This is a genomic window from Planctomycetota bacterium (assembly GCA_016125255.1).
Classification (GTDB): Bacteria; Planctomycetota; Phycisphaerae; order Phycisphaerales; family Zrk34; genus RI-421.
Window position 1 is genome coordinate 96,312 of sequence record WGMD01000029.1, and the last position, 23,668, is coordinate 119,979.

Annotated in this window: 24 protein-coding genes; 10 read left to right on the forward strand and 14 right to left on the reverse strand. The window is 63.1% G+C overall.

The features are described 5' to 3' along the window. The first annotated feature begins 223 nt into the window (after nt 1-223). The 5 genes from GC162_18425 (at nt 224) to GC162_18445 (ending at nt 6,978) form a co-directional block, all read left to right on the forward strand. Entirely contained in the window at nt 224-724 is a 501-nt protein-coding gene (locus GC162_18425; protein ID MBI1370618.1) for a hypothetical protein, read from the forward strand. A gap of 34 nt (nt 725-758) precedes the next feature. Continuing rightward, nucleotides 759-950 carry a hypothetical protein gene (locus GC162_18430; protein ID MBI1370619.1) on the forward strand — a complete coding sequence of 64 codons (192 nt, stop codon included), beginning with the start codon at nt 759-761 and terminating at the stop codon, nt 948-950. 325 nt (nt 951-1,275) lie between these two features. Continuing rightward, nucleotides 1,276-2,079 (forward strand): hypothetical protein, encoded by an 804-nt coding sequence (locus GC162_18435; protein ID MBI1370620.1) that lies wholly within the window; start codon nt 1,276-1,278, stop codon nt 2,077-2,079. A 202-nt stretch (nt 2,080-2,281) separates the two neighbouring features. After that, a complete protein-coding gene (locus GC162_18440) occupies nt 2,282-3,334 on the forward strand; it encodes a hypothetical protein (GenBank protein MBI1370621.1) in 1,053 nt (350 codons plus the stop codon). Nucleotides 3,335-3,831: 497 nt separating this feature from the next. After that, entirely contained in the window at nt 3,832-6,978 is a 3,147-nt protein-coding gene (locus GC162_18445; protein ID MBI1370622.1) for a hypothetical protein, read from the forward strand. Between the two features lie 60 nt (nt 6,979-7,038). Here the strand turns inward: GC162_18445 and xylB are convergent, their stop codons facing one another. The 3 genes from xylB to manB form a co-directional block, all read right to left on the reverse strand. Further along, a complete protein-coding gene (xylB, locus tag GC162_18450; protein ID MBI1370623.1) occupies nt 7,039-8,580 on the reverse strand; it encodes a xylulokinase in 1,542 nt (513 codons plus the stop codon). A 145-nt stretch (nt 8,581-8,725) separates the two neighbouring features. Continuing rightward, entirely contained in the window at nt 8,726-9,250 is a 525-nt protein-coding gene (locus GC162_18455) for a hypothetical protein (GenBank protein ID MBI1370624.1), read from the reverse strand. A gap of 2 nt (nt 9,251-9,252) precedes the next feature. Continuing rightward, a complete protein-coding gene (gene manB, locus GC162_18460) occupies nt 9,253-10,875 on the reverse strand; it encodes a phosphomannomutase/phosphoglucomutase (GenBank protein MBI1370625.1) in 1,623 nt (540 codons plus the stop codon). Between manB and GC162_18465 the strand changes: the two genes are divergently transcribed. Continuing rightward, complete coding sequence (locus GC162_18465; protein MBI1370626.1) at nt 10,778-11,398, forward strand: hypothetical protein; 621 nt, start codon at nt 10,778-10,780, stop codon at nt 11,396-11,398. The genes manB and GC162_18465 overlap by 98 nt on opposite strands. On the opposite strand, the gene GC162_18470 is transcribed toward GC162_18465, so the two are convergent. After that, nucleotides 11,361-13,379, reverse strand: a complete 2,019-nt coding sequence (locus GC162_18470) for a DEAD/DEAH box helicase (GenBank protein ID MBI1370627.1) — start codon at nt 13,377-13,379, stop codon at nt 11,361-11,363. The two genes, GC162_18465 and GC162_18470, sit on opposite strands and share 38 nt — an antisense overlap. Nucleotides 13,380-13,468: 89 nt before the next feature. On the opposite strand from GC162_18470, the gene GC162_18475 reads away from it, so the two are divergent. Continuing rightward, nucleotides 13,469-14,056, forward strand: coding sequence for a tetratricopeptide repeat protein (locus GC162_18475; GenBank protein ID MBI1370628.1), 588 nt, complete (start codon nt 13,469-13,471; stop codon nt 14,054-14,056). A gap of 29 nt (nt 14,057-14,085) precedes the next feature. Here the strand turns inward: GC162_18475 and rsmG are convergent, their stop codons facing one another. The 5 genes from rsmG to GC162_18500 all read right to left on the reverse strand — a co-directional run bounded on the left by rsmG (nt 14,086) and on the right by GC162_18500 (nt 17,500). Next, the gene (rsmG, locus tag GC162_18480) at nt 14,086-14,841 is read right to left on the reverse strand and encodes a 16S rRNA (guanine(527)-N(7))-methyltransferase RsmG (GenBank protein MBI1370629.1); all 756 of its coding nucleotides are present in this window, start codon (nt 14,839-14,841) and stop codon (nt 14,086-14,088) included. Next, nucleotides 14,838-15,452: an AmmeMemoRadiSam system protein A gene (gene amrA / locus GC162_18485; protein MBI1370630.1), complete on the reverse strand. Its 615-nt coding sequence runs from the start codon at nt 15,450-15,452 to the stop codon at nt 14,838-14,840. Before amrA ends, rsmG begins: the two co-directional genes overlap by 4 nt. Continuing rightward, nucleotides 15,449-16,276: a carboxylating nicotinate-nucleotide diphosphorylase gene (gene nadC, locus GC162_18490; GenBank protein ID MBI1370631.1), complete on the reverse strand. Its 828-nt coding sequence runs from the start codon at nt 16,274-16,276 to the stop codon at nt 15,449-15,451. Before nadC ends, amrA begins: the two co-directional genes overlap by 4 nt. 100 nt (nt 16,277-16,376) lie before the next feature. Next, a complete protein-coding gene (locus GC162_18495; protein ID MBI1370632.1) occupies nt 16,377-17,243 on the reverse strand; it encodes a TIM barrel protein in 867 nt (288 codons plus the stop codon). After that, nucleotides 17,240-17,500 (reverse strand): hypothetical protein, encoded by a 261-nt coding sequence (locus tag GC162_18500; GenBank protein ID MBI1370633.1) that lies wholly within the window; start codon nt 17,498-17,500, stop codon nt 17,240-17,242. Before GC162_18500 ends, GC162_18495 begins: the two co-directional genes overlap by 4 nt. A 3-nt stretch (nt 17,501-17,503) precedes the next feature. Here GC162_18500 and scpB point away from each other — a divergent pair, with 3 nt between their 5' ends. From scpB to GC162_18515, 3 genes are all read left to right on the forward strand, one after another. Next, on the forward strand, nt 17,504-18,577 hold the full coding sequence (scpB, locus tag GC162_18505; protein MBI1370634.1) for an SMC-Scp complex subunit ScpB: 1,074 nt from the start codon (nt 17,504-17,506) through the stop codon (nt 18,575-18,577). Then, on the forward strand, nt 18,574-19,032 hold the full coding sequence (locus GC162_18510) for a hypothetical protein (GenBank protein MBI1370635.1): 459 nt from the start codon (nt 18,574-18,576) through the stop codon (nt 19,030-19,032). Before scpB ends, GC162_18510 begins: the two co-directional genes overlap by 4 nt. Nucleotides 19,033-19,132: 100 nt before the next feature. After that, on the forward strand, nt 19,133-19,762 hold the full coding sequence (locus tag GC162_18515; GenBank protein MBI1370636.1) for an AAA family ATPase: 630 nt from the start codon (nt 19,133-19,135) through the stop codon (nt 19,760-19,762). Here the strand turns inward: GC162_18515 and GC162_18520 are convergent. The 5 genes from GC162_18520 to GC162_18540 form a co-directional block, all read right to left on the reverse strand. Then, nucleotides 19,750-20,463 carry a DUF2071 domain-containing protein gene (locus GC162_18520; protein ID MBI1370637.1) on the reverse strand — a complete coding sequence of 238 codons (714 nt, stop codon included), beginning with the start codon at nt 20,461-20,463 and terminating at the stop codon, nt 19,750-19,752. The two genes, GC162_18515 and GC162_18520, sit on opposite strands and share 13 nt — an antisense overlap. Before the next feature lie 62 nt (nt 20,464-20,525). Further along, the gene (locus GC162_18525) at nt 20,526-21,023 is read right to left on the reverse strand and encodes a DUF393 domain-containing protein (GenBank protein MBI1370638.1); all 498 of its coding nucleotides are present in this window, start codon (nt 21,021-21,023) and stop codon (nt 20,526-20,528) included. After that, entirely contained in the window at nt 21,023-21,430 is a 408-nt protein-coding gene (locus GC162_18530; GenBank protein MBI1370639.1) for a hypothetical protein, read from the reverse strand. The genes GC162_18525 and GC162_18530 overlap by 1 nt, the downstream gene beginning before the upstream one ends. Continuing rightward, entirely contained in the window at nt 21,415-22,968 is a 1,554-nt protein-coding gene (locus GC162_18535; GenBank protein MBI1370640.1) for a radical SAM protein, read from the reverse strand. Before GC162_18535 ends, GC162_18530 begins: the two co-directional genes overlap by 16 nt. A gap of 153 nt (nt 22,969-23,121) precedes the next feature. Beyond that, entirely contained in the window at nt 23,122-23,661 is a 540-nt protein-coding gene (locus GC162_18540; protein ID MBI1370641.1) for a MarR family transcriptional regulator, read from the reverse strand. Between the last annotated feature and the right edge of the window lie 7 nt (nt 23,662-23,668).

Below are 23,668 nucleotides of genomic sequence, written 5' to 3' on the forward strand. Positions count from 1 at the left end.
TTCGACGGGGCCGCGGTGTCCATATTGGTACAGAATTTTCAGAGGCACGATCAGCGGACAAGATTTCAGATCTTGCACGTAACGCATTGATTTATCTGGTGTTGCAAAAGCATACGAACAAGCTTTCACGTTTGGCACGCGGTTCGTTAATGGGTCCTACGACAACGTGCAAGGGGACAAGAAACGGACTGACCCAATTCCCCTTTTCTGAAAGGAACGAACCGTGCCGATCCCGATTCCTCTGACAGTCAAAGTGCTCGTCGTCCTGATGGACGACTCGGTCGTTCCGGGCCTCAACGAAGCGGCCAACACGCACCGCTGGCCGGTGCTTCGTCAGCCCAGTGCCGGCAAGGCTCTCAAGAACATTCGTCTGATCCGTCCGCAGGTGTTGATCGTTCAGGTCGACGGCTCGGTGATGATCCTTCAGGAAGCCGCCCGCCTGGTCCGCTTCCTTCGTACCTATCCGCCACGTCCGGGTGTGGTGGCGATCGCTTCGCAGCACACGGACGAAACCGAGCGTGCGATGCGTGCCGCCGGCGTGAGCTGCTACCTGCCGGAAGACGCCGATGCGGATCTGATCGAACAGTCGGTCACTCAGCTTCTGGCGAACTTCGCCGCTCAGGCGTCCAGCCCGTCCAAGACCCAGCGTCAGATCGACCGTCGCGTGCCCGCCGCCGAAACGTCGCGCACCAACCCGATCATCGTCCCGACCCAGCCCCAGTGAGAAACGCGGTGGTGCCAACCACCAGGAGTCGACCATGCCCACTCTCACACGCAACATCCACCAGACCAGCGGCGAAGAGCTGCTTCTGATGGCGATCTTCGGGGACCGTCGTGAACGCTCGACTGTGAAAAACGAACTGGAGCGCCGCTCCATTGACATGACGAGCCCGCGTGCGGCCCGTCGCAGCAAGAACACCGTGACCGTGAACTCCACGGTCGCGGCCTGAGGGAACCAAATGAGCGGCCTGGACCGCTCAAGGGAGTTAGACAGTTCCGTGCTCGTCGAAAGGCAATCACGGAACTTCGGAAAGCAACGATTTCCACGCTTTCCCGAACCCCGAACCACGAAAGGAGACAAGTTGATGGTGTGAAGTCTGACGGTGGAAATCGAGTGCTTCCAAAAGCATTCAAACGAGACTCGGGAACGCAACGCCCAAGTCTCAAAAGGCAGGGGAAAGGTCGATGTTCGATCTTCCCAAAAACAAATGCCAGCGATTCGGAATGATCTCTGGCGATTCGGAAACAAGAAACAGGATCGAAAGGACAATTGTTATGAAGCTCTCCAAGATGATCAAGACTCTCGCGTTCGGCGCCTGCATCGGCACCGGCCTGATCTCCAACGCCAACGCCGGCATCCTCGACGTCATCAAGTCGTCCGGCGATGCGAACATCGTGCTCACCTACTTCAACCGTGACATGGGCACGACCTACAACTTCAACGCCATCGGCGACGAAGACACCTGGGGCGTGGCGTACGTGACCGTCATCGACGCCAATGACAACGGCACCCCGGACTATGTGTTCGGTGCCGGCGGCGAATTCCTGACGATCATGTTCCATGGCGGCCATGACACCTCCACGACCCTGGCCAGCGCCACCGTCAACAGCGTCACCGCTCCCTTCCAGATCACGGCCACCGCGGGCGTCGTCATGGATGTCTACCTGACCACGACGAACCCCTTCACCGCCGGCCAGTTCGCCCCCAACGGCTCCGCTGACCGCTCCGGCAACACCTATGCCAACGTCACCACCGGCACGAAGGTCCTGAGCCTCACCAGCGACTCCTTCCAGACCTTCTTCAACGCCTCCACGAGCGGCACCGGCAACGCATTCTTCAGCGTCGACGCCGGCAACAGCGATGCGACCTGGGCTTCCCTCTTCGACACCAACAAGCAGAACGGCGGTCTGTCCGACCTGCATGTTCAGTTCACCACGAACATCCCCGCCCCCTCTGACTGGCTCGTCACGAGCAACGACCCGGCCCGCGGCTTCATCGCCCCGCTGCCCGGCGCTGCCTCGATGGGCTTCGGTCTCCTGGGCCTGATCGGCCTCGGCCGCAAGCGTCGCGCCGCCTAAGTCTCCAAAAGACTTAAGCCGCAAGGCAACAATCAAAAGGTCGGACGGTTCAACCGTCCGGCCTTTTTTTTATGCGCGTATTACTCCCAATACGCCCGCGCCGAGCCCATGCCGCCTTCACAATCAGCCGATACCACTCAAAGCGCCCGACCGTTTGCGACCCTCGAAAGCGACCGGTAACATGCGCTCGGAGGTTACGATCATGATCAATGCGTCTCGATGGATCGGTGTCGGTCTGGTTGTCATCCTTGCCGGCCTCGTCGCTCGCCCGGCAAGCGCCGATGACTTCGACAAGATCGGCTTCGGCCTGCGGCTAAGCTCCGCCCTGTCCCGCTTCTCGTCCTACGCCGACGTCGCCTCTGTCGGCGGCGCCTCCGCCGGCAGCCAGTGGTCCAGTTCCGTCAACCCCGCCTCCACCGACTGGAAACCCATCGGCGACAACAAGACCGTCTCCTTCAGCCCCCAGTTCGCCGCCATCGCCTTCGATGAGGGCTCTAACCTTTACGTGACCGCTCAATCCCTGACCATCGACCTCGGCGACTTCGGCTCGATTCAGCCCGCACTCGCACAGGCCTTCTCCAACGAAACAGCCCTGCGAAACAAGCTCGATTTCGATTACGACCTGTACCTGGGGCAGATCCAGTGGGGCAAGAAACTCGACGATCAGTGGGCCGTCGGCTTCGCCTTCGCCGCCTCCCAGTCGGACCTGAGCGAAGACTTCGCCACCTTCGACTTCATCGACGCACACTCCGATGCGTACAACTTCCGCGCCGGCGTCCTGCACGCCCCCGCCGACCACTGGCTCGTCGGCCTGACCCTCGACGGCGGATGGACCCGCACACTCACCGACACCCGCAACTTCCTCTTCGGCGGCGCCAACACCAGCGCCCACGACACCACCTGGCAATTCACCACCAAAGCCGGCGTGTCCTACGAATACGCCGACGACCCGCAGACCAACGACTCGGCGATCTATTTCGACTATCACTACTCCCGCTTCTGGGACTCGACCGGCCACCTCACCGAGCACAGCTTCCACGGCGGCGTCGATCATGAATTCATGAAGGGCCTCTGGGGCCGCCTCGGCGGAGCCGTCGACGCCCGAGGAAACCTCAGCGCGACGACCGGCATCGGCATCTATCCCAACGACTGGCTCACCATCGACATCGCCTACCAGTGGGGCTTCTTCCCCGAACTCTCCCCCGAATTCGGCGGGTCCAACGCCGTCGTCGTCTCCGTCTCCATCGCGTTCTGACCGCCCCCCGCGCTCGCCCCTGTCGCATCCCGCAAAGCCGCGCACGGCGATGGTCAATCCCCTCGCGACGGCCCATCGTTGTTAACACCTCACTTGCATTCCCCTGCGCCCGCCCCTGCGCGCCCCGTGCGCACCCCACAGGCAAAAATCGCCAACTTCACCCCCGTTTTTGAACCCTGAGCAAGGGCGCGCGCCACCGCCATGCGCGCTTTGGTCAACCCGGTGCGCGATTCGGCCAACCCGGTGCGCGATTCGTCCTCTCAATACCTATCGATCGGCTCCCGCCCCATTGTCTTGTCAGGCGACACCAAATCGCCGTGAAAACAAATCTAAAAAATAATCGAATTTTCGCTTGACTGCCGACTGCCATCGTTTTAGGTTTGGCAAAAGACGCAGAACGCGAGGAGCAGTTGGGCAGTTGTCCGGTTTAAGGCGCCGGTGCCCCTCGGGGCCGTTCCCACTCGCGAATACATATCGTTTGCGGCAAACGTCGGTGTTTGCGTGCGCCAAGGGAATCTCTTTTAGAGCCATGGGCTCTTGGGGTGGTTATGGACTCTATTCGATCCGTATGCACCGTCGGTATTGCGCGATCAGTCGTAAACTTCGTCCCGGTCAAACGAAGCGGCTTACGCTGCCTGGCAGCCGCGCTGGTGATCCTCGCTGCGGGGTCGGCCCGGGCATCGCTGATCTTCGTCGGAGATGCCGATCACGCCTCCGTCCACCGCTACGAGATCACCGAGGGCGGCACCCTCACGCAGACGGCTTCGATCGTCGGCGATCCGGAAATCCGTATTGCCGCGGGGATGGCGTTCATCAGCGCCTATACCAGCAACGATCTGTTCGTCGCCGATGAATGGAACGGCAACAGCATCATCATCGGGCGCGTGCCCAACGCGCTGACCGCCGCCTCGCCGACGTTTAATACATCCGCCCAGATCGACACTGGCGAAGCCGGCTCCGGCGTTCACACGCCGCTGGGCATTGCCGCGGCCCGGGTGACCTCTACGGGGGCGCTCGGCGTGAACACCGGCCTCTACGCCGTCTCCGAGAACAACGAGAGCAACAATCTTGTGCGTCTGGCGCCGAATGCCTCCGGAGCGTCTGTGTCGTACAGCTACAGCCTCGGCTTCGCCGCTCGCGGGGTGGCGGTCAGTCCGTGGGGCGAGCTTTTCGTGTCCGATTTCGCCAGCGACAAGGTCCACCGCTACATCGATACGGGTAGCGGGTTCACCGCCAACGGGACAATCGCGGTCGGCGACAGTCCGCACGGGCTTGCGTTCCGCGATGACGAGTTGTTTGTCGTCAATTACGCAGCCAACAGCATCTCGCGATTCACCTTCTCATCGGATACCACGTCGGGCAGCGCTGCGGCCGGATCGACGATCACCGGCAACGGGCTTGACCTTCCGGTATTCATCGCGGTGTCGCCCTGGGGCGAGTTGTTTGTCTCGAACGACAAAACCAGCGGCAACAAAAACCGTCTCGCTCGCTTCACCTTCGCCGACGATAGCGCCGGGGCCGCCTCGAGCGCCAATGACGGCTTCAACGCCGGCTACGACACCTTCGGGGTAACCTTCTCCGGGCACTTCAGCCGGACCGTCGGATGGGACGGCGACGTCCTTAACGACCCGACGCTCACATCATCTTCTAACTACCTCTACGTCGGTGTCTCGGGCGACGGCACTCTCGCCATCACGAATGGGGGCCAGGTCAGCAATTCTTACACCTATGTCGGATACAACAGTTCCTCCACCGGGATGGTGAGTGTCGACGGCACCGGCTCGACGTGGACGAACCACGACGAGATCATTGTCGGCTATTTCGGCGACGGCACACTCGGCATCACGAATGGGGGCCATGTAAGTAATTCATATTCCCAAGTTGGATATATCGGTGGCTCCATCGGCATTGTGTCCGTGGACGGCGAAGGCTCGACGTGGACCAACAGCAACGACCTTACCATAGGTAACACCAGCGACGGCACGCTGAACATCCAGAACGGCGGGAGCGTTTCCAATTCATACGGATACATCGGCTATGGCGGCGGGTCGACCGGCGTGGTGACCGTGGACGCGGCGATGTGGACCAACAGCGCCAACCTATTCGTCGGCGACTCCGGCGCCGGCACGCTGAACATCCAGAACGGCGGTCAAGTCAATGTTGCGGGCGATACATGGGTCGGATACGCCGGGGGAGCAGGTCTCATCGACTTCGATAACGGCACGCTCACCACGCGCGGCCTGCTTGCCCCTGCGGCGAACCTCACCGGCGTCGGCACGATCAACGCGCACGGGCTCGTCACGGACACCGATCTTGTCTTTGACGCGACCCACGGCTTGACGCAGACGGTCGTGCTCAACTCGGAGCCGGGCCAGACCATCAGCATCAACCTCCAGGTTGACGGCACTGCCGCGATGGGCGCCGGCTACGCGGCGGCGGGTTCGCTCTCGATCGCCGATGGGCTCGCCCTGAACTCGACAGATGGCTACCTCGGCTACAAAGCGGGCTCGACGGGCATGGTGACCGTCGACGCGGCCACGTGGACCAACAGTGGGAGCGTCTTCGTCGGCTACTCCGGCGACGGCACGCTGAACATCCAGAACGGCGGGAGTGTTACCAATTCGTACGGATACGTGGGCTACAGAGCGGGCTCAACGGCCGAGGTGACCGTGGACGCGGCGACGTGGACCAACAATGTTGGGCTCTCCGTCGGCTACTCCGGCGCCGGCACGCTGAACATCCAGAACGGCGGGAGTGTTTCCAATACTATAGGGTACATCGGCGTCGACAACAGCTCGACCGGCGTGGTGACCGTGGACGCGGCGACGTGGACCAACAGCAGCAACCTGTACGTCGGCGTCGTTGGCGACGGCACACTGAACATCCACAATGGCGCAAGTGTTTCAGATCAAGCCGGCTGGGTGGGCATTGGAGACGGCTCGACGGGTGTGGTGACCGTGGACGCGGCGACATGGTCCAACAGCGGTTATCTCAGCATCGGCAACTCCGGCAACGGCACGCTGAATATCCAAAACGGCGGGCACGTCGATGTTGGCGGGCCCCTACAGATCGGATACGACCCAGGTAGCAGCGGTACTCTTAACCTGCTCGGCGGCATGCTCGACATGCAGGGCAACAACATCTTCAAGGGCAGCGGCACCGCCACGTTCAACTTCACGGGCGGCACGCTCAAGAACGTGGGCACGTTCGACTTCGACCTCGTCCAGAACGGCGGGACGCTCGCGGCGGGCAACTCGCCGGGGATCATGAACATCACCGGCGACTACACGCTCAACGCCGGGACGATCGAGGTCGAACTGGCCGGCATCGGCGGCGTCGCGGGGGTCGATTTCGATTTCTATGACATCACCGGCGTGGCGACGCTGTCGGGCATGATGAATCTTTCGTTCCTCAACGCCTCCGTTCCGCCGGACCTGACGACGTTCGACGTCCTGCGGGCGACGACGATCGACGCGAGCGCATTGACGCTGACCGGCAGGATGGGATTCACCTACAGCATCATCGACGACAGCGGCGATCAGGTGCTTCGCCTCACGTACATCGCTCCGGTCCCGACGCCGGCGGCATTGCCCGCAGGACTCGCACTGCTGGCGGGCATCGCCTTGCGGCGGCGAGTCCTGTAGTCGCATCGGTCCAGCGGCCCTTCGCGCGGCGGGGAGACTTAAGTCTCCCCGCCTCCGTGTTTACACCAGCTTCGCGAGTTTTGGGAACGTGGTCTTCAATGTGGGGTACAGGCCGTCGTAGACGCGGTGGGCTTTGGCGTAGAACTTGGCGGAATCCGCGTCGGGGGTGCGGCGTTCGGTTTCTTTGATGATGGCGGCGGCGGCCTGGGGGACGGATTTCCAGACGCCGGTGCCGACGCCAGCCAAAAGCGCGACGCCGTAGGCGGCGCCTTCCTGGGAGTTGGTCAATGCGACGGGGACGTTGTAGATGTCGGCCTGCATCTGTCGCCAGAAGGGGCTGCGGGAGCCGCCGCCGGTGAGGCAGATGGTTTGGATGTCGATGCCCATGTTCTGCATGATGCGGAGGGCGTCGGTCATGCCGAAGGTGATGCCTTCGATGACGGAGCGGATCATGGCGGCGCGGTTGTGTCGGGCGGTGAGGCCGATCCATCCGCCGCGCGCCAACGGATCGGGGTGCGGGCAGCGTTCGCCGGTCAGGTAGGGTAAAAAGACGAGGCCTTCGCTTCCGGGGGCGGCGGCGGCGGCTTCGCTCATGAGCAGTTCGTAGACGTCGACGCCCTTGCGTTTGGCGCGGGCGGTTTCGTCCTTGGCCATGTGATTGCGGAACCATTGCAGCGATCCGCCGGCGGAGAGCATGCACCCGAAGACGCACCATTTGCCCTCGACCGCCGAGCACATCGTATGCACCCGGCCCTTGGGATCGAGCACGGGCTTGTCGGCATGCGCGAAGACGACACCGCTCGTCCCCAGCGACGCCATCGCCACGCCGTGCCGCACGATGCCATTGCCGACGGCGCCGGCGGCGTTGTCCCCCGCTCCGCCAACGACCGGCACGCCGGCTTTGAGGCCCAGCGCTTCGGCGGCCCACTTGGTGAGCTTGCCCGTGACGATATGCGACTCGACGCAATGGGCGAAGAGCTTCTTATCCAGCCCGAGTTTGCTCATCAGACCCGTGTGCCATTGGCGCTTGCGGACGTCGAGCAGGAGCATGCCGGCCGCGTCGGAGACTTCGGTGGCGTACTCGCCGGTCATGCGGAAGCGGATGTAGTCCTTGGGCAGGAGAATGTGTTTGGTCTTCTCGAACACCGCCGGCTCGTGTTGGCGAACCCAGAGAATCTTCGGAGCGGTGAACCCGGTCAGCGCGGGATTGCCGACCATGTCGATGAGCTTGGTGCGTCCGCCTGCTTTCTTTTCGATTTCCGCGCACTGGGCGGCGGTGCGTTGATCGTTCCACAAAAGCGCCGGCCGCAGCGGTTCGCCGGTTTCGTGCCCCGCGTCATCGAGGAAGACGGAGCCGTGCATCTGCCCGCTCAGGCCGATGCCCTTGCACGCCGCCGCGGACACCTTCGCCTTCTTGAGGACCGCCCGCGTCGCCAGACACACAGCGCTCCACCACTGTTTGGGATCCTGTTCGCTCCAACCGGGCTTGGGCGACGCGATGTCATGTTCCGACGTCGCCGTCGCCAGGACTTTGCCCTTCGTGTCGCAGACGAGCGCCTTGGTCCCCGATGTCCCGATATCGATGCCCAGCAGAAAGGCCATAAAGGTTACCTCGTAAAAATCTCCGTTTAGCCGCGAGCCGCAGGCGAGCGCGACGTTCAAGGAAACGCTCGCCTTCGGCTCGCGGCTAAACGATCGTGTCGGCCAAAAGAATACTCATCCCGACCCCCAACCACAAACCCCTGCTTCACCGCGGTGCGAGGCGGGCCATCGCGGCGAGGTTCAGGTCGTTGAACTTCTTTTCGGTGTCGGCGAAAAACGCACTGCGCTTCGCATCGCCGTCCGCCTTCGAGAGGACCCGCGCCAGATACGCCGCGTACTGCGTCGCCTTGACCTGCGCGACAAGCAGGTTCAATTCAAAATGGTCGCCGGTCAGAAGCTCTTTGGTCATCTCCGACTTGATCGCCGCGCGCGTTTGCGACTCGACGCTCGGCAGGCCCGGATCGCCCAGCGACAAATGCGCATCCGCGTCGGCGAACTGCTTGATCTGATCGCGCGCCGAGCGGGCGGCCTCGGCGATGTTCTTGATCAGCGTCTTGGTCGGCTCCGACGCGTCGCGCACGATCAGCAGCTTGTCGACATTCGCTTCCTGATCCAGAAGGTCATACAGCAGCGCGTAACCGGAGGAGAGTTTCGCATCAGGCATGAGCGGAATCGTCTGACATCCGCCCAGCGCGAGGAGCAGCAACATCGCCGGCAGCGCCCATCGCATGATCAATGCCCCTTGGCCGGCTCGCCGAGGATGGGGCGCACTTCGTCGTAGACCTTGTGCTCCGTGTCGCGGGTCCTGGCTTCGAGGTTCAGCCGGAGCATCGGCTCGGTGTTGCTCTTTCGGACGTTGAGCCACCAGCCCTCCTTGTCCCACGCGTCGGCGGTGATCCCGTCGAGCTCATCGAACTTGGCGCGCCCGTCGAGTTTCTTGCGCAGGGCGTCGATCGCCGCGTCCTTGTCGTCGACGCGGAAATTGATTTCGCCCGACTGCGTGTAGGGCGAGAGGGGTTTGATGAGCTGGCTCATCGTCTGATCCGAATGCGAGAGGATGTTCAGGGCGGTGGCGAAGGTGATCGCGCCGGAGTCGGTGTAGAAGTTGTCGCGGTAGTACATGTGGCCGGACAGCTCGGCGCCAAAGACGCCGTCGTTTTCGCGCATGAGCTGTTTGAGGAACACGTGCCCGACGCGCCCGCGGACGGGTTTTCCGCCGTGCTCTTTGATGGTTTCCTCCAGCGCCTTGCTGGAACGGAGATCGTAGATGATCGCGCTGCCGGGCGACTGTTTGAGGAAGTGAATGGCGAAGAGCGCGCCGAGCAGATCGCAGCCGATGATTTTGCCGTTCTCGTCGCAAAGGATGCAGCGGTCGGCGTCGCCGTCGAAGCAGCAGCCCAGGTCGGCCTTGTGTTTGAGCACGCCGTCGACGGTCGGCTGCATGTTCTCGGGGACGAGCGGGTTGGGATCATGCGTGAACTTGCCGGTGATCTCGAAGTTGATGGGGATGATTTCGAGTCCGGGGATGCCTTGGAAGATGCGCGGGACGAAGGCGCCGGCCATGCCGTTGGAGGCATCGACGACGACCTTGAGCGGGCGCTTGAGGTTGAGGAACTTGCGGACATGCGCAACGTAATCGGCCCAGAGGTCGCGCTCTTCGACGCGGCCGACGGGCTTCATGTTGGTGTCCTCGATCGTGGCGGCGAGTCGCTGGATTTCGACGAGTCCGGTGGCGGACCCGATGGGCGAGGCGTGCTGGCCGGAGATTTTAAAGCCGTTGTATTCGATGGGATTGTGGCTGGCGGTGGTCTGAATGCCGCCGCCGCAGCCCAGATGATTGATGGCGAAATAGATGAAGCTGGTGTCGACCATGCCGACGTCGAAGACGTTCATCTCGGCGGCGCGGATGCCGTCGATGAGGGCCTTGGCGAGCTTGGGCGAGTGCGGTCGCATGTCGCGCCCGACGACGATGTGCTGAAGCATCGGATCGACGGCGTCGCGGCCGGAGAGTTTCTGCTTGAGGAACTTGGCGGTGGCATAGCCGACCTTCCACGCCACTTTTTCATTGAGCGGATCGGGATAAATGCCGCGGATGTCGTACGCCTTGAAAACCTTGCTGAGCATGCCAGCGTCCTTTCCGGTAACGGGTGAAACCATCTCACTCGAGCGTCCGGGGCACAGGATAATCCAACGCCGCGCGGCAATCAAAAGGCCGGACGTCTGATCGACACCCGCCCGCGACCCGATAAAATAAGCCATGACCTTGGGACGGGTGTCCAACAGCGGCGCGACGGACCTGCGCGGATGTCTATCGCGCATGGATCGGGGTCGACGCCGCACACGGGAGCTGCGCATGGAAGCGGACGATCGTTTCGGCGGCTACGCGGCCCCGCTGCTCGACGCCGTCGCTCTTTTCGATGAGCTTCACATCGGCTACGCGCTGATCGGCGGCGTGGCGGCGATGGTGTGGGGCCGGGCGCGATATACCGAGGACATCGACTTCGTCGCCGCCGCCGGACACGAAGCGGCACTCAAGCAACATCCCGATGCGATGCGCCGCCATCATTTCGATCCGTCATGCACATGGAAACTCTACCATGACTCCGGGCTCGAAATCGATCTCTGGAAGGATGAGCATGTCGAAGGCATCGTCGCCCGCGCGGTGTCGGTCGAGCTTGCCGGACGCGACGTGCGCGTCGCGGAGGCGCACGATCTGATCGCCATGAAGCTCCGCGCCGACCGGCCGCAGGATGACTATGACATTTCGGAAATCGTGCAGCGTATGTCGATCGACGAAGCGACGCTCGCTCAGCGCGTCGATGCCGACGCCCTGGCGCGCTTCAGGGCGATTCGTCAGCGTGTGAATCGCGGCGGATGATCTGCACGTTCAGCTCGGGCAGCGCCTCGATGAACATCTTGCCGTAGGCCTTGGAGACGATGCGGCGGTCGAGGACGACGACGCGGCCGCGGTCGGTGTGCGAGCGGATGAGTCGGCCGAAGCCCTGCTTGAATTTGATGATCGCTTCGGGAAGCTGATACTCCATGAACGGTTGGCCCCCCGCTTCGCGGATGCGCTGGATCCGCGCTTCGACCAGCGGGCGGTCCGGCACGGCGAAAGGCAGCTTGGTGATGATGACGTTGCGAAGGGCCGCGCCCTGCACGTCGACACCGGCCCAGAAGCTGTCGGTGCCGAGCAGGACGGCGTGACCGTCGGCCTTGAACTTTTTAAGGAGCAGCGAGCGCGGGCCGTCTTGGCCCTGCACAAGCAGCAGCATGCCCCGGTCGGCCAGATGCGGGCGCAGCCAGTCGGCGATCTTGCCGAGCATGGCGTAGCTGGTGAACAGCACGAAGGCGCCGCCGTCCGTCGCATCAATGTGTTCGAGCACGCGCGGGCCCAGCGCCTTGGCGTACTGGGGCGCCGCGGGGTCGGGCATGTCCGCTTCGATCATCAGCTCGACCGCCTGCGCGTAGTCGAAGGGCGAGCCGAGCTGCATCGTGTCCGCCTCTTCGCAGCCGACGCGTTTGGCGAAGTGGTCGAAACCCTGGCCGGTGGCGAGCGTGGCGCTGGTGAGCACGACGCCGACGGGGTCGCCTTCGCTGTTGGTCTTGTTGAAAAGGTGCTCGCGCAGGATCGGGCCCACATCGACCGGCGCGCAGCAGAGTTTGACATGCTGCTGCCGCCCCTCCTCGACTTCGATCCAGTAAACCGCATCCTGAATCTGCTGCGCGAGCCACGCCGTCAGCGACCCGTTCATCGCTTCGCCGCGCTGCATGTAGCCGTTCAATTCATACTGATCGGGTTCGCTTTTGACCTTCCCGGCGAGCAGGCGCATGATCACGACCAGTTCGCGCAGCACGGGGCCCAGCGTGTTCTCGATGACGTCCGGCTGATCGACGCGCCCGTTGGATCGGCCGCGGCGCTGTTGATAGTCCAGGACGGCATTGAAAAAGTAGTCGGCGGCGGTCGTGGCGTCATGCACCAGTTCGATCGCGCGCGTCACCAGCGGTCGGTCCGCCGCGTCCTTGAGCGAAATGGTGGTGAGGAATCCTTTGTGATGGCGCGTGTTGTAGAGCGTGCCGAGCAGGTGATAGACGCTAAAGTCGCTGATGTTCACGCCAAAATGATCCGACGCGACGTCTTCGATCGTATGCGCCTCGTCGAGAATGACATAATCATACGGCGGAAGCAGCCCCGCCCCCGCCGCCCGCAGCGCGAGATCCGAAAAGAACAGCGCATGATTGACGATCAATAGATCGCCGTTCTCCATGCGCCGCCGCGCCGCCTGATAGAAGCACATCTCATACGTCGGGCACTTGCGACCCATGCAGTTGCCCACATCCGACCGCACCTTGTCCCAGATGCCCATGCGTTCGATGACCGGCAGACTGCTCAGCGTGCCGTCGTCCGTGCCGTACGCCCAGTCCTCGACTTCATGCAGACTGCGCAGCTCCGCTTCGTGATGGAACATCTGGTCCTGCTTCGTCGACGCCAGCGCGAGCCGGCGGACGGACACGTAATTGCTCCGCCCCTTGACGAGCACCGCGCTGAACTCGCGATCGAGCACCGCCCGCAGTAGCGGGATGTCCTTTTCGATGAGCTGTTCCTGCAAGCTGATCGTGTGCGTCGAGATGATGACGCGCTGCTTGTGCTCGACGATCCGCCGAATCGCCGGCAGGAGGTACGCGAACGATTTGCCCACGCCCGTCCCCGCCTCGATCGCCAGCGTCCGCCCCTGCGACAACGTCCGATCCACCGCCGCCGCCATCTCCATCTGCTGCGGGCGCGGCTCATACCCGACGCCCAACCGCCGCGCGATCGCGCCGCCGGGCCCCAACATATCCGTAATATTCAGCGTCATGTCGTGATTGTAGCGAACTACTTTCTTGACGAAATTGCCCACTGCAATATCATGCTGACTCGGCACGAACTCCATCAGAACGGGTGCACATGGGCTGGTTCTTTCGCCGATTCACACATTTGCAGCGCGGCAATCAGTGGTTCGTCGCGAAGAATTACGAACGAGCAATCAAGCACTACCTCCGTCACGCCGATGCCGTTCCGGACGAGGCGGCAACCGCATATGCGAAGATCGGCCATTGCTACCTCAACATCAATACGATCAAGGAGCCGATCAACGTTGCGGGCGGAGCGTTAAAGCTGGTCTTTCAAGGCGATCGCGCCAGCGCTGAGCAGTATTATCGCCGGGCGTTGGAGGTCAATCCAAATCATTTTGCAGCGCTTAAAGGGTTGGCCGACGTGTTGTCGAACAAGGCCGATGAATGGCGTGACGTTGCCGAGCGCGCGATTGCGGTGCAGTCCGACTATTTGTTGTTGCTTGAACTTGGCGATTTCTACCGAACGGTTCGCAAGGAGTACCCGCAAGCATACGAGTTCTACAAGCGAGCAAATGAACATCGTCCCCGTGATAAGGATGCATACCGAAAACTTGGATATATCTGCCGGAAACTGAACCGGTTGGAAGAGGCAAAAGAGTGGTCCGTCCGCTTACGTGAGTTGGAAAAGGATCGCGGGTGATGACGGTCGGAATTGTTTGATAGTGTTCATCACAACGGCTCCGTCTTCGGCACCCCCGGCCTCCGCGGGTACGTCTTCCCCGTCGCATGATCCTTCACCACCTCGATCAGATCCGCATCATCTTCGAGCCCCGGCAGCGCTTCGTACACATTGACCTCGCCGCCGCCAAGCACCATCAGCGCATCGCCCGCCGCCTGCAATTCCTCTTCCGCCCGCTTGCCCTTCATCGCCACCACGCGCCCGCCGACCTGCACCAGCGGCAGCGTCAGTTCGAGCAGCACATTGAGCGGCCCGACGGCCCGCGCGACCGCCATGTCAAACCGCTCGCGATACCGCTTGTCCTGCCCCGCCGTCTCCGCACGTTCGTTCACCACTTCGACGTTGCCGAGCCCCAATTTCCCCGCGGTTTCACGAAGAAATTTCGCCTTCTTCCCCGTCGCCTCCAGCAGCGTGACCTTCACCTGCGGCCGGGCGATCGCCAGCACCATGCCCGGCAACCCGCCCCCGCTGCCCACATCGATCATGCGATGCACGCCCTCCAGCAGCGGCACTACCGACAGCGAATCGAGCACATGCCGCATCCACGCCGCCTCCGGCTCGCGAATCGCCGTCAGGTTGAACAGCTTGTTCGTCTCCAATAGCTCAAACAGATATCGCCCCAACAGCGCGACCTGCTCATCGGGGAGCACGACGCCGATCGTCGCACAACCCTGCGTGAACGCCGCCGTCGGCGCCAACATGCCTGCTTCGTTTCCGGGGGTTCCGGGGGTTCCGGGGGTGGTCATCGCATCACATCCGTCGGCGTCTCCGCGAACTTGATCGACTCGAAAAGGTAAAATTCCAAATCCTTGCGATGCCGCCACGCATCCGCCGGCAAACCCATCTTCATTTGACACACCTCATTGAGCGTCCGCTCCACATCCCACCCCTGCTCGATCGGCACCTGCGGTAAAAACACGCCGTTGCCGATCGCCGGATCGCCCGGACACTGAATGCAGATCCCGTCGATCCCGAGCCGCATCCTCATCGGGTCGTCGATGCGGCGCATCGGCGTGAGCACGGAAATCTCGATGACCAGATCGTTGGCCTCCGCCAGCACGACGGGGTTCGTCCGCACGATGCGCGGATCGCGCGTCACCGAAGCGGCGATGCTCATGAGCGTCATCCACAGCGGCTCCTTCCGCTCGAACGTCCCGATGCATCCGCGCAGCCGCCCGTGGCGATGACGCAGCGTGACGAAGCAGCCGCGCGGCACGACAAGGTACGTCTCCGTCGCCGCGTCGACCCGCGGATTGGCGGGGTCGCGGCCGCTGAGCACATCGACGATCGTCTGCCGCGCGATGGCGAGCATGCGATGTTCCTGCTGCGGCGTATATTCCTTGGCGACGTGAATCATGCCATGTCCAATCCGATGTCCAGCGCCGGGGCGGAGTGCGTCAGGGCGCCGACGGAGATACGGTCCACGCCCGTCCCGGCGATCGCGCCCACCGTGTCGAGGTTCACCCCGCCGCTCGCCTCCAATTCGATGCCCGGCTTCGTCTGATCGCGCCTCTTCACCGCCTCGCGCATCGTGGCGCGATCCATATTGTCCAGCAGCACCATATCGACGTCCTTCGTCAGCACGCTGCGGAGTTGATCGAGCCGATCGACTTCGACTTCGATGAACGCCGGCGGGGGTTTGAGCGCCCGCGCCCGGCGAATCGCCTCGTCGAGCGGCTTGTCGAACCCCGCGGCGGCGAGATGCGCGACGTGGTTGTCCTTGATGAGCACCGCATCGTAAAGCCCGATGCGATGACAGTGCCCCCCGCCGCAGCGCACGGCGTACTTTTCAAGCCCGCGATAGCCGGGGGTCGTCTTGCGCGTGTCGAAAATCCTCGCCCGCGTGCCCGCTGCCGCTTCGACATACCGCGCGGTCAGCGTGGCGATGCCCGACAGGCGGCAGACGAAGTTGAGCATGACGCGTTCGGCACTGAGCAGATCGCGCAGCGGGCCGGAGATCGAAGCGATGGCGTCGCCGGGCGAAAGCGCTTCGCCGTCGGCAATCCAGTCGGTGACGGTCAGATGATCGCCATAGTGCCGCGCAATGCGTGCCAGCAGGACCGCCCCGGCGAGGCGGCCGTGCTTGCGGGCGTGAAACGTCGCCGTCGCGCTCGCCGATGCGTCGATGCAGACCATCGAGGTGATGTCGCCGGCCTGATCGAGGTCCTCCGCCGCCGCCATCTCGATGAGCACATCGAGCGCCGACGGATCGACAAGGCGGGCGAACGCCTGATCCAGCGGCAGCGAATTGACATCGGTCGGCAGGGTCTGCATGGAGGCCTCAATCGGCAGTGAGCAGCGGTGAAAGATAATCATACGCCCGCTGGGCCACGTCCGCGGCCGACGTCGTGTACGGATACAACTCCACCGTAACCATCCCGTGATACCCGATCGCGTCGATCGTCCGGAAGATCGCCGCGAAGTCCATCACGCCTTCGCCCGGCACAAGATGCTGATGCACGCGCTCGGCGGTGATGTCCTCGATATGCACATGCCGAATCTCCGCCGCATGTTCGCGCAGCACCGTGACCGGGTCTTGCCGCACGCAGTAAAAATGACCCAAGTCGCTGTTCATCTTCACGAATGGTTCATCCGCGAAAAAGCCCTGCTTGAGCCGCTCGTACTGATCGGACCGCTCAATGAGCAGACCCGGCTCCGGTTCGACGCCGAGCGTCACGCCGCATGCCTTCGCCTGACTCAGACACGCGTCGATCCCCTCCGCGAACATTTCGTACAGCGCATCAACATCCCGCCCCATGTACGGCCCGGCGGGCTGGAGCGAAATGTGATTGCCCCCGATGCGAGCCGTCAACTCGATCGCCCGCAGGGTGTGATCAATCCGCTGCTGACGTTTCTTCGCGTCCGCTTCGACCCAGGTCGGGTGATACGTGTCGCCGTCGGAAAAGCAGAACCCGGTGAACGCATTGACATTCGACACGACGAGTCCGGCGTCTTCGATGATCTTGCGAAGCTCGTTGGCCTCCGCGTCGGTATACGTGTCGGGGCGCATGTGCGGTTTATCCGCCATGATCTCCACGCCGGCGTATCCGATCCGCGCGATCGTCCGCACGGCGTCGATGACGTCGGTCTTCTTGAAGGCGTTGGTCGAAAAGGCAAGCTGGCTGCGCTTCATGGTGGGTCGGCTCATTCGCTCCGCACGGGGCGCACATCATAAATGCTTCCGCCGCGGGGCGTGAATCGTAAGCGATCCCCCGCCGAGAGGCCACATTGTTCAAACCACGGTTTCCACCCCCGCCAGCGGAACATCTTCTTGTCGCCGACGATGTCCGTCTCGATCGTCGCCCCGCCGAAAAGTCGCAGCGTCAGCGGCGTGCCGATCGACCGCTTCGTCGCCCCGCCGATGTGCCGGCGGTCGAAGTGGTTCATCACGGTCGCGAGACGCACCTGATGTTGCCGCAGCGAACCGGCGGTGAGGGTGATATCGAAGGCCGCGCCGCGGTCGTCCAGCGTCACCGGCTCGTCGTCGAGCGTGTACCAGGCCCGCATGTTCTGTGGCTTGTACAGCGGGCGGTGCGAACTGGGCCGCACATCGCGCAGCCAGATCAGCGTGGCGTAGCGGCAGGCGCGGTGACTGCGCCAGTAGCCCGCGTCACCATGAATCTGTGCATCGAACTGCTCTCGCAGATTGGCGATGCCCTTGGCCGTCATTTGATCCGCAATCCACACGCGATCCGCCACGGCCTCCGCCACGAACGGTCCGCCGGAGCGCTTGATGAAAATGCGTTCGCCCGGCTTGATGCAGCCGAACGGCGGGCGCGCCTGTTTCGTCAGCCGACACTCGATGGTCTTCTTACCTTCGAGAATCAGCCGGTCGTACGGGGCGGTGATGATCGCAACGTGCATCGCCATTTTGCCAAGTGTACAATGAAGCGTATGACAAACCAGACCGAACCCCCGCAAGCCCCGGAAGTACAACCTGACGCCGCCGCCGGCGAGATCGACATGCCGACGCTCGAGCGGCACGTCGAAGCGGTGCTCATGAGTGTGGAGCGGCCCATCACGCTGGGCAAAATCGCCGAGGCCTGCGGGCTTGAGGCGACCAAGCCGATCAAGGATGCGCTGGCCGCGCTCAACGATTTCTACAAGGAGCACGACCGCAGTTTCACCATCGAGCAGGTCGCCGGCGGGTATCAGATGCTCACGCTCCCGCGCTACAAGGACACGGTCGCGGCGCTGCATCGGACGAAGATCGACAACAAACTCTCCCCCGCGGCGCTCGAGACGCTCGCCATCATCGCCTACAAGCAGCCCATCCTCCGGGCCGACATCGAAACGATCCGCGGCGTCAGCGCCGGCGAAGTGATCCGCACGCTGATGGACCGGCACCTTGTCAAAATCGTCGGACGCGCCGAGGAGCTGGGTCGGCCCATGTTGTACGGCACGACCAAGACGTTCTTGGAAGTTTTCGGGCTCGCGACGCTCAAAGATCTGCCGCAGGCGGAGGAACTCAACAAGCCATGATGCGATGCGTGGTGATGATGTTTTTCATCAGCGCTCTGGCTGCGCTTTCGGCGGGCTGCTCGTCGGGTTACACGCTGCGCGGGAAGGTCGTCACCGGGCCGGAGGCGCTGGTGAGCATCGTGCCGGCGGATGATCCGCGGCTTGCGGGGCCGGGCGTGGAGTCGGCGACGATCGAGTTGACGCTCGATCCGCGGAGTCTGGGGCGGCGGGTGCTGTCGACGAACGCCGCGTATGGGGATGGGCAGTTTCAGATTCCCGTGCAGGAATTCGGGGCGGGCGTGCTGGATTACGAGCTTGGCGTGCTGGTGCGGGCCAACGGTTACGCCCCGACGGCCGGCATTTTCCGGCTCGGATCGCAAGACCTGCGGCTCCTGATCGTCATGACCAAGGGGCAGGACCGTGATCCGCGCGGCGAAGACCCCTTCAAGGACATCGACCGTTACCTGCCCAAGTAACGTCGCATCTGAGAAATGCCGAACTTGTGAGACAGCGGCGGCGGGCCTACCATATGCCGCTGAGGCCATCCCCGTCTTTTCAACCGCACGGAGCGACCGCTTGTACCGACAGCAGACCGTCTTATTGTTCGGACCGCCCGGAGCCGGCAAGGGCACGCAGGGTCGCATTCTCGGCAACATTCCCGGGTTCTACCACTCGGCCTGCGGTGACGTGTTCCGCCGGCTCGATCCCAACAGCGAACTGGGCCGCGTGTTCCTGGACTATTCCTCACGCGGCGAACTGGTCCCCGACGAAGTGACGTTCAAAATCTGGCACGCCCACCTTCGCAAGAACGAAGCCCTCGGCGCGTACAAGCCGGCGAGCGACCTTTTGATTCTCGACGGCATTCCGCGCAATGTGAATCAGGCCCGGTTGCTCGGGGCGCAGCTCGATGTGCTCAAGTGCATCAACCTCGTATGCCGCGATGAGGAGAAGATGATCGAGCGCCTTCGCCGACGGGCCCTGAGGGAAAACCGCGCCGACGATGCGAAGGAGTCGGTGATCCGTCATCGCTGGGAGGTTTACCACGCGGAGACGAAGCCCGTGCTCGACTACTACAGCGACGAAATGGTCGCCGACGTCGACGCCATGCAGTCCCCTGCGCAGGTCCTCCGCGAAATCCTCGACATCGTCATCCCGATTCAAGATGCGCACTACCAGCGCCTCGCCGAGCAGGGTCAGACGGCTTGATGGGGTGATGCGTCTGTTTTTTCAAGATCGCATCCTCTCGGCGCCCACGCCCGCGCTTCAATCAACTTCGCAAACATCAGATGCGGCTCCCCCGCCAATTCAACATCCAGCGGGCGCGTCATCGTGTTCATCGCGATCCGTGCCGTCGCCCGCTGCAATCGCCAGGGTTCATGCACAATGTCGCCCCGCCGCAGGCGGCCGCTTCGATCGACCGAATACAGACAATATCGCTCCACCAGAAAATGATCGAGCGAGCCGGGCGCCGCGATGAACGGTGAACCCGTCGGCGCATACTCGGCTTCAAAGCCGATCGTCGGATCGCGCCGCCGCTTCGATGCATATCGGATCGCGCCGGTCGCCGTGACGCTTCGACGCATGGCGGCGTGCACATAGTTGAGTCCGTACCAGCGTCGGGCGATGAAGATCGGCAGCCGGTGCGGTGCATCGAGCGAGAAGAACCACACGCCGCGCTTGCGTCCGTCGGTCACATAGGTCCGCACGTTCAGTTCGCAAAACGCATGCGTCGTCGGCACGCGCGGCAGGCCGCGCCGCCGCACGCCGGTCATATGAAACGGCACGACGCCGAGGTAGGCCCGGCCGTCGAATGTTTCGATCGCAAGCTGCGGCGGCACATGCGGGCGAAGCGCCTCCGGTCGCACCGGCCAATGTGCGAACAAGAGGTCGTGCCAGTTCATGAACATCACCGGCTCGCCCGTCGGTTCCGGGGACGGGGGCGGAGGCGTGCCGATCGTCGTGAGCGCGGTCATGGGTGATGCTCCGAATCGTACGGGCTTTGGGGACGTTCGTTCAACGGCAGCAGTTCGCCGGAGGCGTCGGGCGCAACGGTCGCACAGCGCATCGGCTCCAGGTCGCGCAATCTTGCCGCCGCCTCGGCGTCGCCGGTGCAGCCCAGCAACGTCGACAACAGCCCGCGGTGCCGTGCGACCCACTCAAACGCCCCGCGCACCATCGGGCGAAGCGCCGGCCGCGCCAGGCGCTTCGCCCACCGCCGATACCCCCGCAGGGCCCACAGACACATGACATACCCCTTCGTGCCGCGATACACGGCCCCGTCGTCCGTGATGACAAGCATCTCGTCCGGCTCGGCCGTCGCCAACAGTCCGCCGAACGTGCGCTGCGCCGCCGCACAACCGCGCGGCCAGAGTATCAACCGCACTTGCTGCTTCTGCCGGGCCAGCCACCACGCACATCGCCGACAGAACCCGCAGTCTTCGTCATACAGCACATAGATCGCTTTCATCACGCACCACCTTCCACCGCGAAATGACCGTCGGGCTCCACCGGCGGCGCCTCACGCCGTTCGACCGCCCCGCGGCGCAGGCGATTGAACACGTAGAGATTCCCGAAGTGCATGACGCCGAGCACGACGAGCACGAGGCCGACCTTCGTGCTCAGAAATTCGATCATCGTCGCCAAGTCGTCCGGCTTCTCGCCGTATCGCAGCGCGAGCGTCACGTAGCCGATGTTCACGAGGTAGAAGCCCACCAGCAGCAGATGATTCACCGAGTCGGCCAGCGCGGCGTTGCCTTCGAATGCTTCGACGAGAAAGAGCCGCCCGTTGTGATGGAGCGTGCGCCCGACCCAGAGGGTCAGCACGATGCTGATGAGCAGGTAGAGCAGGTAGCCGATGACTAGGTAGGAATGCATGGCGTCGTCCTTTCTTTGTGTTCGGTTATCGCCATCACGCGGCGTCGAATGCGAAGCGGGACGCGCTCATCGCGCAGGTCGCAGACGGTTTGCAGGGGCCGGGGCGATTTTTCATGGCGCGTCGCCGCGATGAACTCGACGATTTCGCCGAGCCAGACCATGAAGGTGTGCCACTGGCACCAGAGCATCTGCCGCCGCCGCGCCGCATCGCCCGTCAACATCCGCCGCAGCCGCGCGGGGCGGAGATGAAAGCACAGCTCCAGCCACTTGACCCACAGAAACAGCTCCCACGGCCGCATTTTCGACTGCGCGAGCACCTGGTGACGGTAGTCCCATTTGCGCTGATCCATCTGCACGACGCCGCGCCCGGCCTGATCGGCGGCAAAGCGCGTCCAACTGTGCGGCGTGACGTACATGGCGTTGAGATAGTCGCCGTCGTATCGCGCCAGCACGCGGCGCGCCCGCCGGAAGTCCGCCGGCGTCTCGTCGCCGAGGCCGACGATGTGGCCGATGATGGAATAAATGTGATGAGCGCGGAGAAGCCGACATGCGTGAAAGTCGATGAGCGTGTTCGAGCGTTTGTGGACCGCTTCGAGCACCGCGTCGTCGGTCGACTCGATGCCCATGAGCACATATAGCATCCCGGCCTCGCGGTACAGGTCGATGAACTGAGCGTCGCGCACGATGTCGGTCGCACGGATCGTCGCGAAGAACTTCACCGGCAGCTTTCGCCGCGCGATCTCCGTCAACAGGGCTCTCCACTCGTCCTGAATCGTCGTCGGGTTTTCATCAGCGAATGTGATGAATCGCACGCCGTGCACCCGGCTGAGCATTTCGATCTCGTCGACGAAGGGCACGATGCTCCGCCGCCGCCATTTGACCCAGAATCCGTGCTGGCCGCAGTACGTGCAGCGATGCGGGCAGCCGCGCGACCATTGCATGATCGCCGCGCGCCCAAGCCCGAAACACCGGTAGCGGTCCCAGTCGTCGATCAGCTCCCATCCGACCCGCCATCGATCCAGCTCGCCCATCGGCTCGCGCTCGGGCGTCTGAACAATCTCGTCGCCCGTCCGGCGAAACGCGATGCCTTCGACGGCGTCAAGCGACTTGCCATGTTCCAATGCATCAAGAAGCTCCGCACTCGTCGCTTCGCCTTCGCCGCGCACGATCACATCAACCGCCGGCTCGTCACGCAGAATCGCCTGCGCGTGATACGACGGATACACGCCGCCGTAGATGTTCACCGCCTGCGGATACGCCGCGCGAATCGCCCTTAGCATGGCCATGCACACCGGATGCGCCGGCGTCGAACCGGCGTGACCCGTCATCACCACGTCCGCCCGCCATCGGCGGACCTGCTCCGCCACCGACGCGATCGAATCCCGCCGCGCTTCCGCATCGTGCAGCTTCACTTCGTGACCCGCATCCAGAAGCGCCCCGCCGACCATGAGCAGCCCCAGCGGAATCTGGTGCCCGACGCCGAGATTGCTGGTCAGCGTCTGATACGGCGGATTGACGATCAACACGCGCAGCCCCATGACAAGCCCCCTTTAGAAATTTGCGTCGCCCATCCCGCGCTTCGCTTCCATGCAAGGGAATTCCGCAATCGGATCGTGACGACGCTTCGCCATCTGATCATATTGTTCGGTAGTTTCTGTCATGACTGAAATATCCTGACAAAAAAGAGAAGGTTATGCGTTCTTCTTGCCCGGCCCGAGGAGGTCGGCGATTTTGCCGCCGAGTTTGGCCATGCGCTTAAACGCCCCCGGGGGCAGGCGGCGGACCTGCTCGTACCAGGCGCTCATCGTCTCGACGAAACCCAGAAGCTCCGCAAGTCGGTCGTGCGTCTGCGAATCGTGTGGCTTGTACTTGTCGGAGTCGGCGACGCACGTCCGCAGGAACTCGATCGTCGGATCAATCTCGCGGCGCTTGCGCTCGTCCATGATGATGGCGTAGATCTGCCAGACGTCGGCGATCGCCTCGTAGTAGTCCCGCCGATCGCCCAGTTGCTGCACCACCTTGATGATGCCCCATGACTGAAGCTCGCGCAGACTCGTCGAGACATTCGACCGCGCCACGCTGAGCGTCTCGGCGATCTCCTCCGCGTGCATCGACCGCCCGCTGACGTACAGCAGCGCGTGAATCTGCGCCACCGTGCGGTTGATCCCCCACTTGGTGCCCATCTCGCCCCAGTGAAGAATGAACTTGTGCTGTACCGCGGAGAGTTCCATGACGCTT

What these genes read in the sequence shown, in the direction of transcription:
- GC162_18430 (MBI1370619.1), top strand. Translation starts at nt 759, where the DNA reads ATGCCCACTCTCACACGCAACATCCACCAGACCAGCGGCGAAGAGCTG.
- GC162_18435 (MBI1370620.1), top strand. Translation starts at nt 1,276, where the DNA reads ATGAAGCTCTCCAAGATGATCAAGACTCTCGCGTTCGGCGCCTGCATC.
- GC162_18440 (MBI1370621.1), top strand. Translation starts at nt 2,282, where the DNA reads ATGATCAATGCGTCTCGATGGATCGGTGTCGGTCTGGTTGTCATCCTT.
- xylB (MBI1370623.1), bottom strand. Translation starts at nt 8,580, where the DNA reads ATGGCCTTTCTGCTGGGCATCGATATCGGGACATCGGGGACCAAGGCG.
- GC162_18455 (MBI1370624.1), bottom strand. Translation starts at nt 9,250, where the DNA reads ATGCGATGGGCGCTGCCGGCGATGTTGCTGCTCCTCGCGCTGGGCGGA.
- GC162_18465 (MBI1370626.1), top strand. Translation starts at nt 10,778, where the DNA reads ATGACCTTGGGACGGGTGTCCAACAGCGGCGCGACGGACCTGCGCGGA.
- manB (MBI1370625.1), bottom strand. Translation starts at nt 10,875, where the DNA reads ATGCGCAGCTCCCGTGTGCGGCGTCGACCCCGATCCATGCGCGATAGA.
- GC162_18470 (MBI1370627.1), bottom strand. Translation starts at nt 13,379, where the DNA reads ATGACGCTGAATATTACGGATATGTTGGGGCCCGGCGGCGCGATCGCG.
- GC162_18475 (MBI1370628.1), top strand. Translation starts at nt 13,469, where the DNA reads ATGGGCTGGTTCTTTCGCCGATTCACACATTTGCAGCGCGGCAATCAG.
- rsmG (MBI1370629.1), bottom strand. Translation starts at nt 14,841, where the DNA reads ATGACCACCCCCGGAACCCCCGGAACCCCCGGAAACGAAGCAGGCATG.
- amrA (MBI1370630.1), bottom strand. Translation starts at nt 15,452, where the DNA reads ATGATTCACGTCGCCAAGGAATATACGCCGCAGCAGGAACATCGCATG.
- nadC (MBI1370631.1), bottom strand. Translation starts at nt 16,276, where the DNA reads ATGGCGGCGGCGGAGGACCTCGATCAGGCCGGCGACATCACCTCGATG.
- GC162_18495 (MBI1370632.1), bottom strand. Translation starts at nt 17,243, where the DNA reads ATGAGCCGACCCACCATGAAGCGCAGCCAGCTTGCCTTTTCGACCAAC.
- scpB (MBI1370634.1), top strand. Translation starts at nt 17,504, where the DNA reads ATGTTGCCGCAGCGAACCGGCGGTGAGGGTGATATCGAAGGCCGCGCC.
- GC162_18510 (MBI1370635.1), top strand. Translation starts at nt 18,574, where the DNA reads ATGATGCGATGCGTGGTGATGATGTTTTTCATCAGCGCTCTGGCTGCG.
- GC162_18520 (MBI1370637.1), bottom strand. Translation starts at nt 20,463, where the DNA reads ATGTTCATGAACTGGCACGACCTCTTGTTCGCACATTGGCCGGTGCGA.
- GC162_18525 (MBI1370638.1), bottom strand. Translation starts at nt 21,023, where the DNA reads ATGAAAGCGATCTATGTGCTGTATGACGAAGACTGCGGGTTCTGTCGG.
- GC162_18530 (MBI1370639.1), bottom strand. Translation starts at nt 21,430, where the DNA reads ATGCATTCCTACCTAGTCATCGGCTACCTGCTCTACCTGCTCATCAGC.
- GC162_18535 (MBI1370640.1), bottom strand. Translation starts at nt 22,968, where the DNA reads ATGGGGCTGCGCGTGTTGATCGTCAATCCGCCGTATCAGACGCTGACC.
- GC162_18540 (MBI1370641.1), bottom strand. Translation starts at nt 23,661, where the DNA reads ATGGAACTCTCCGCGGTACAGCACAAGTTCATTCTTCACTGGGGCGAG.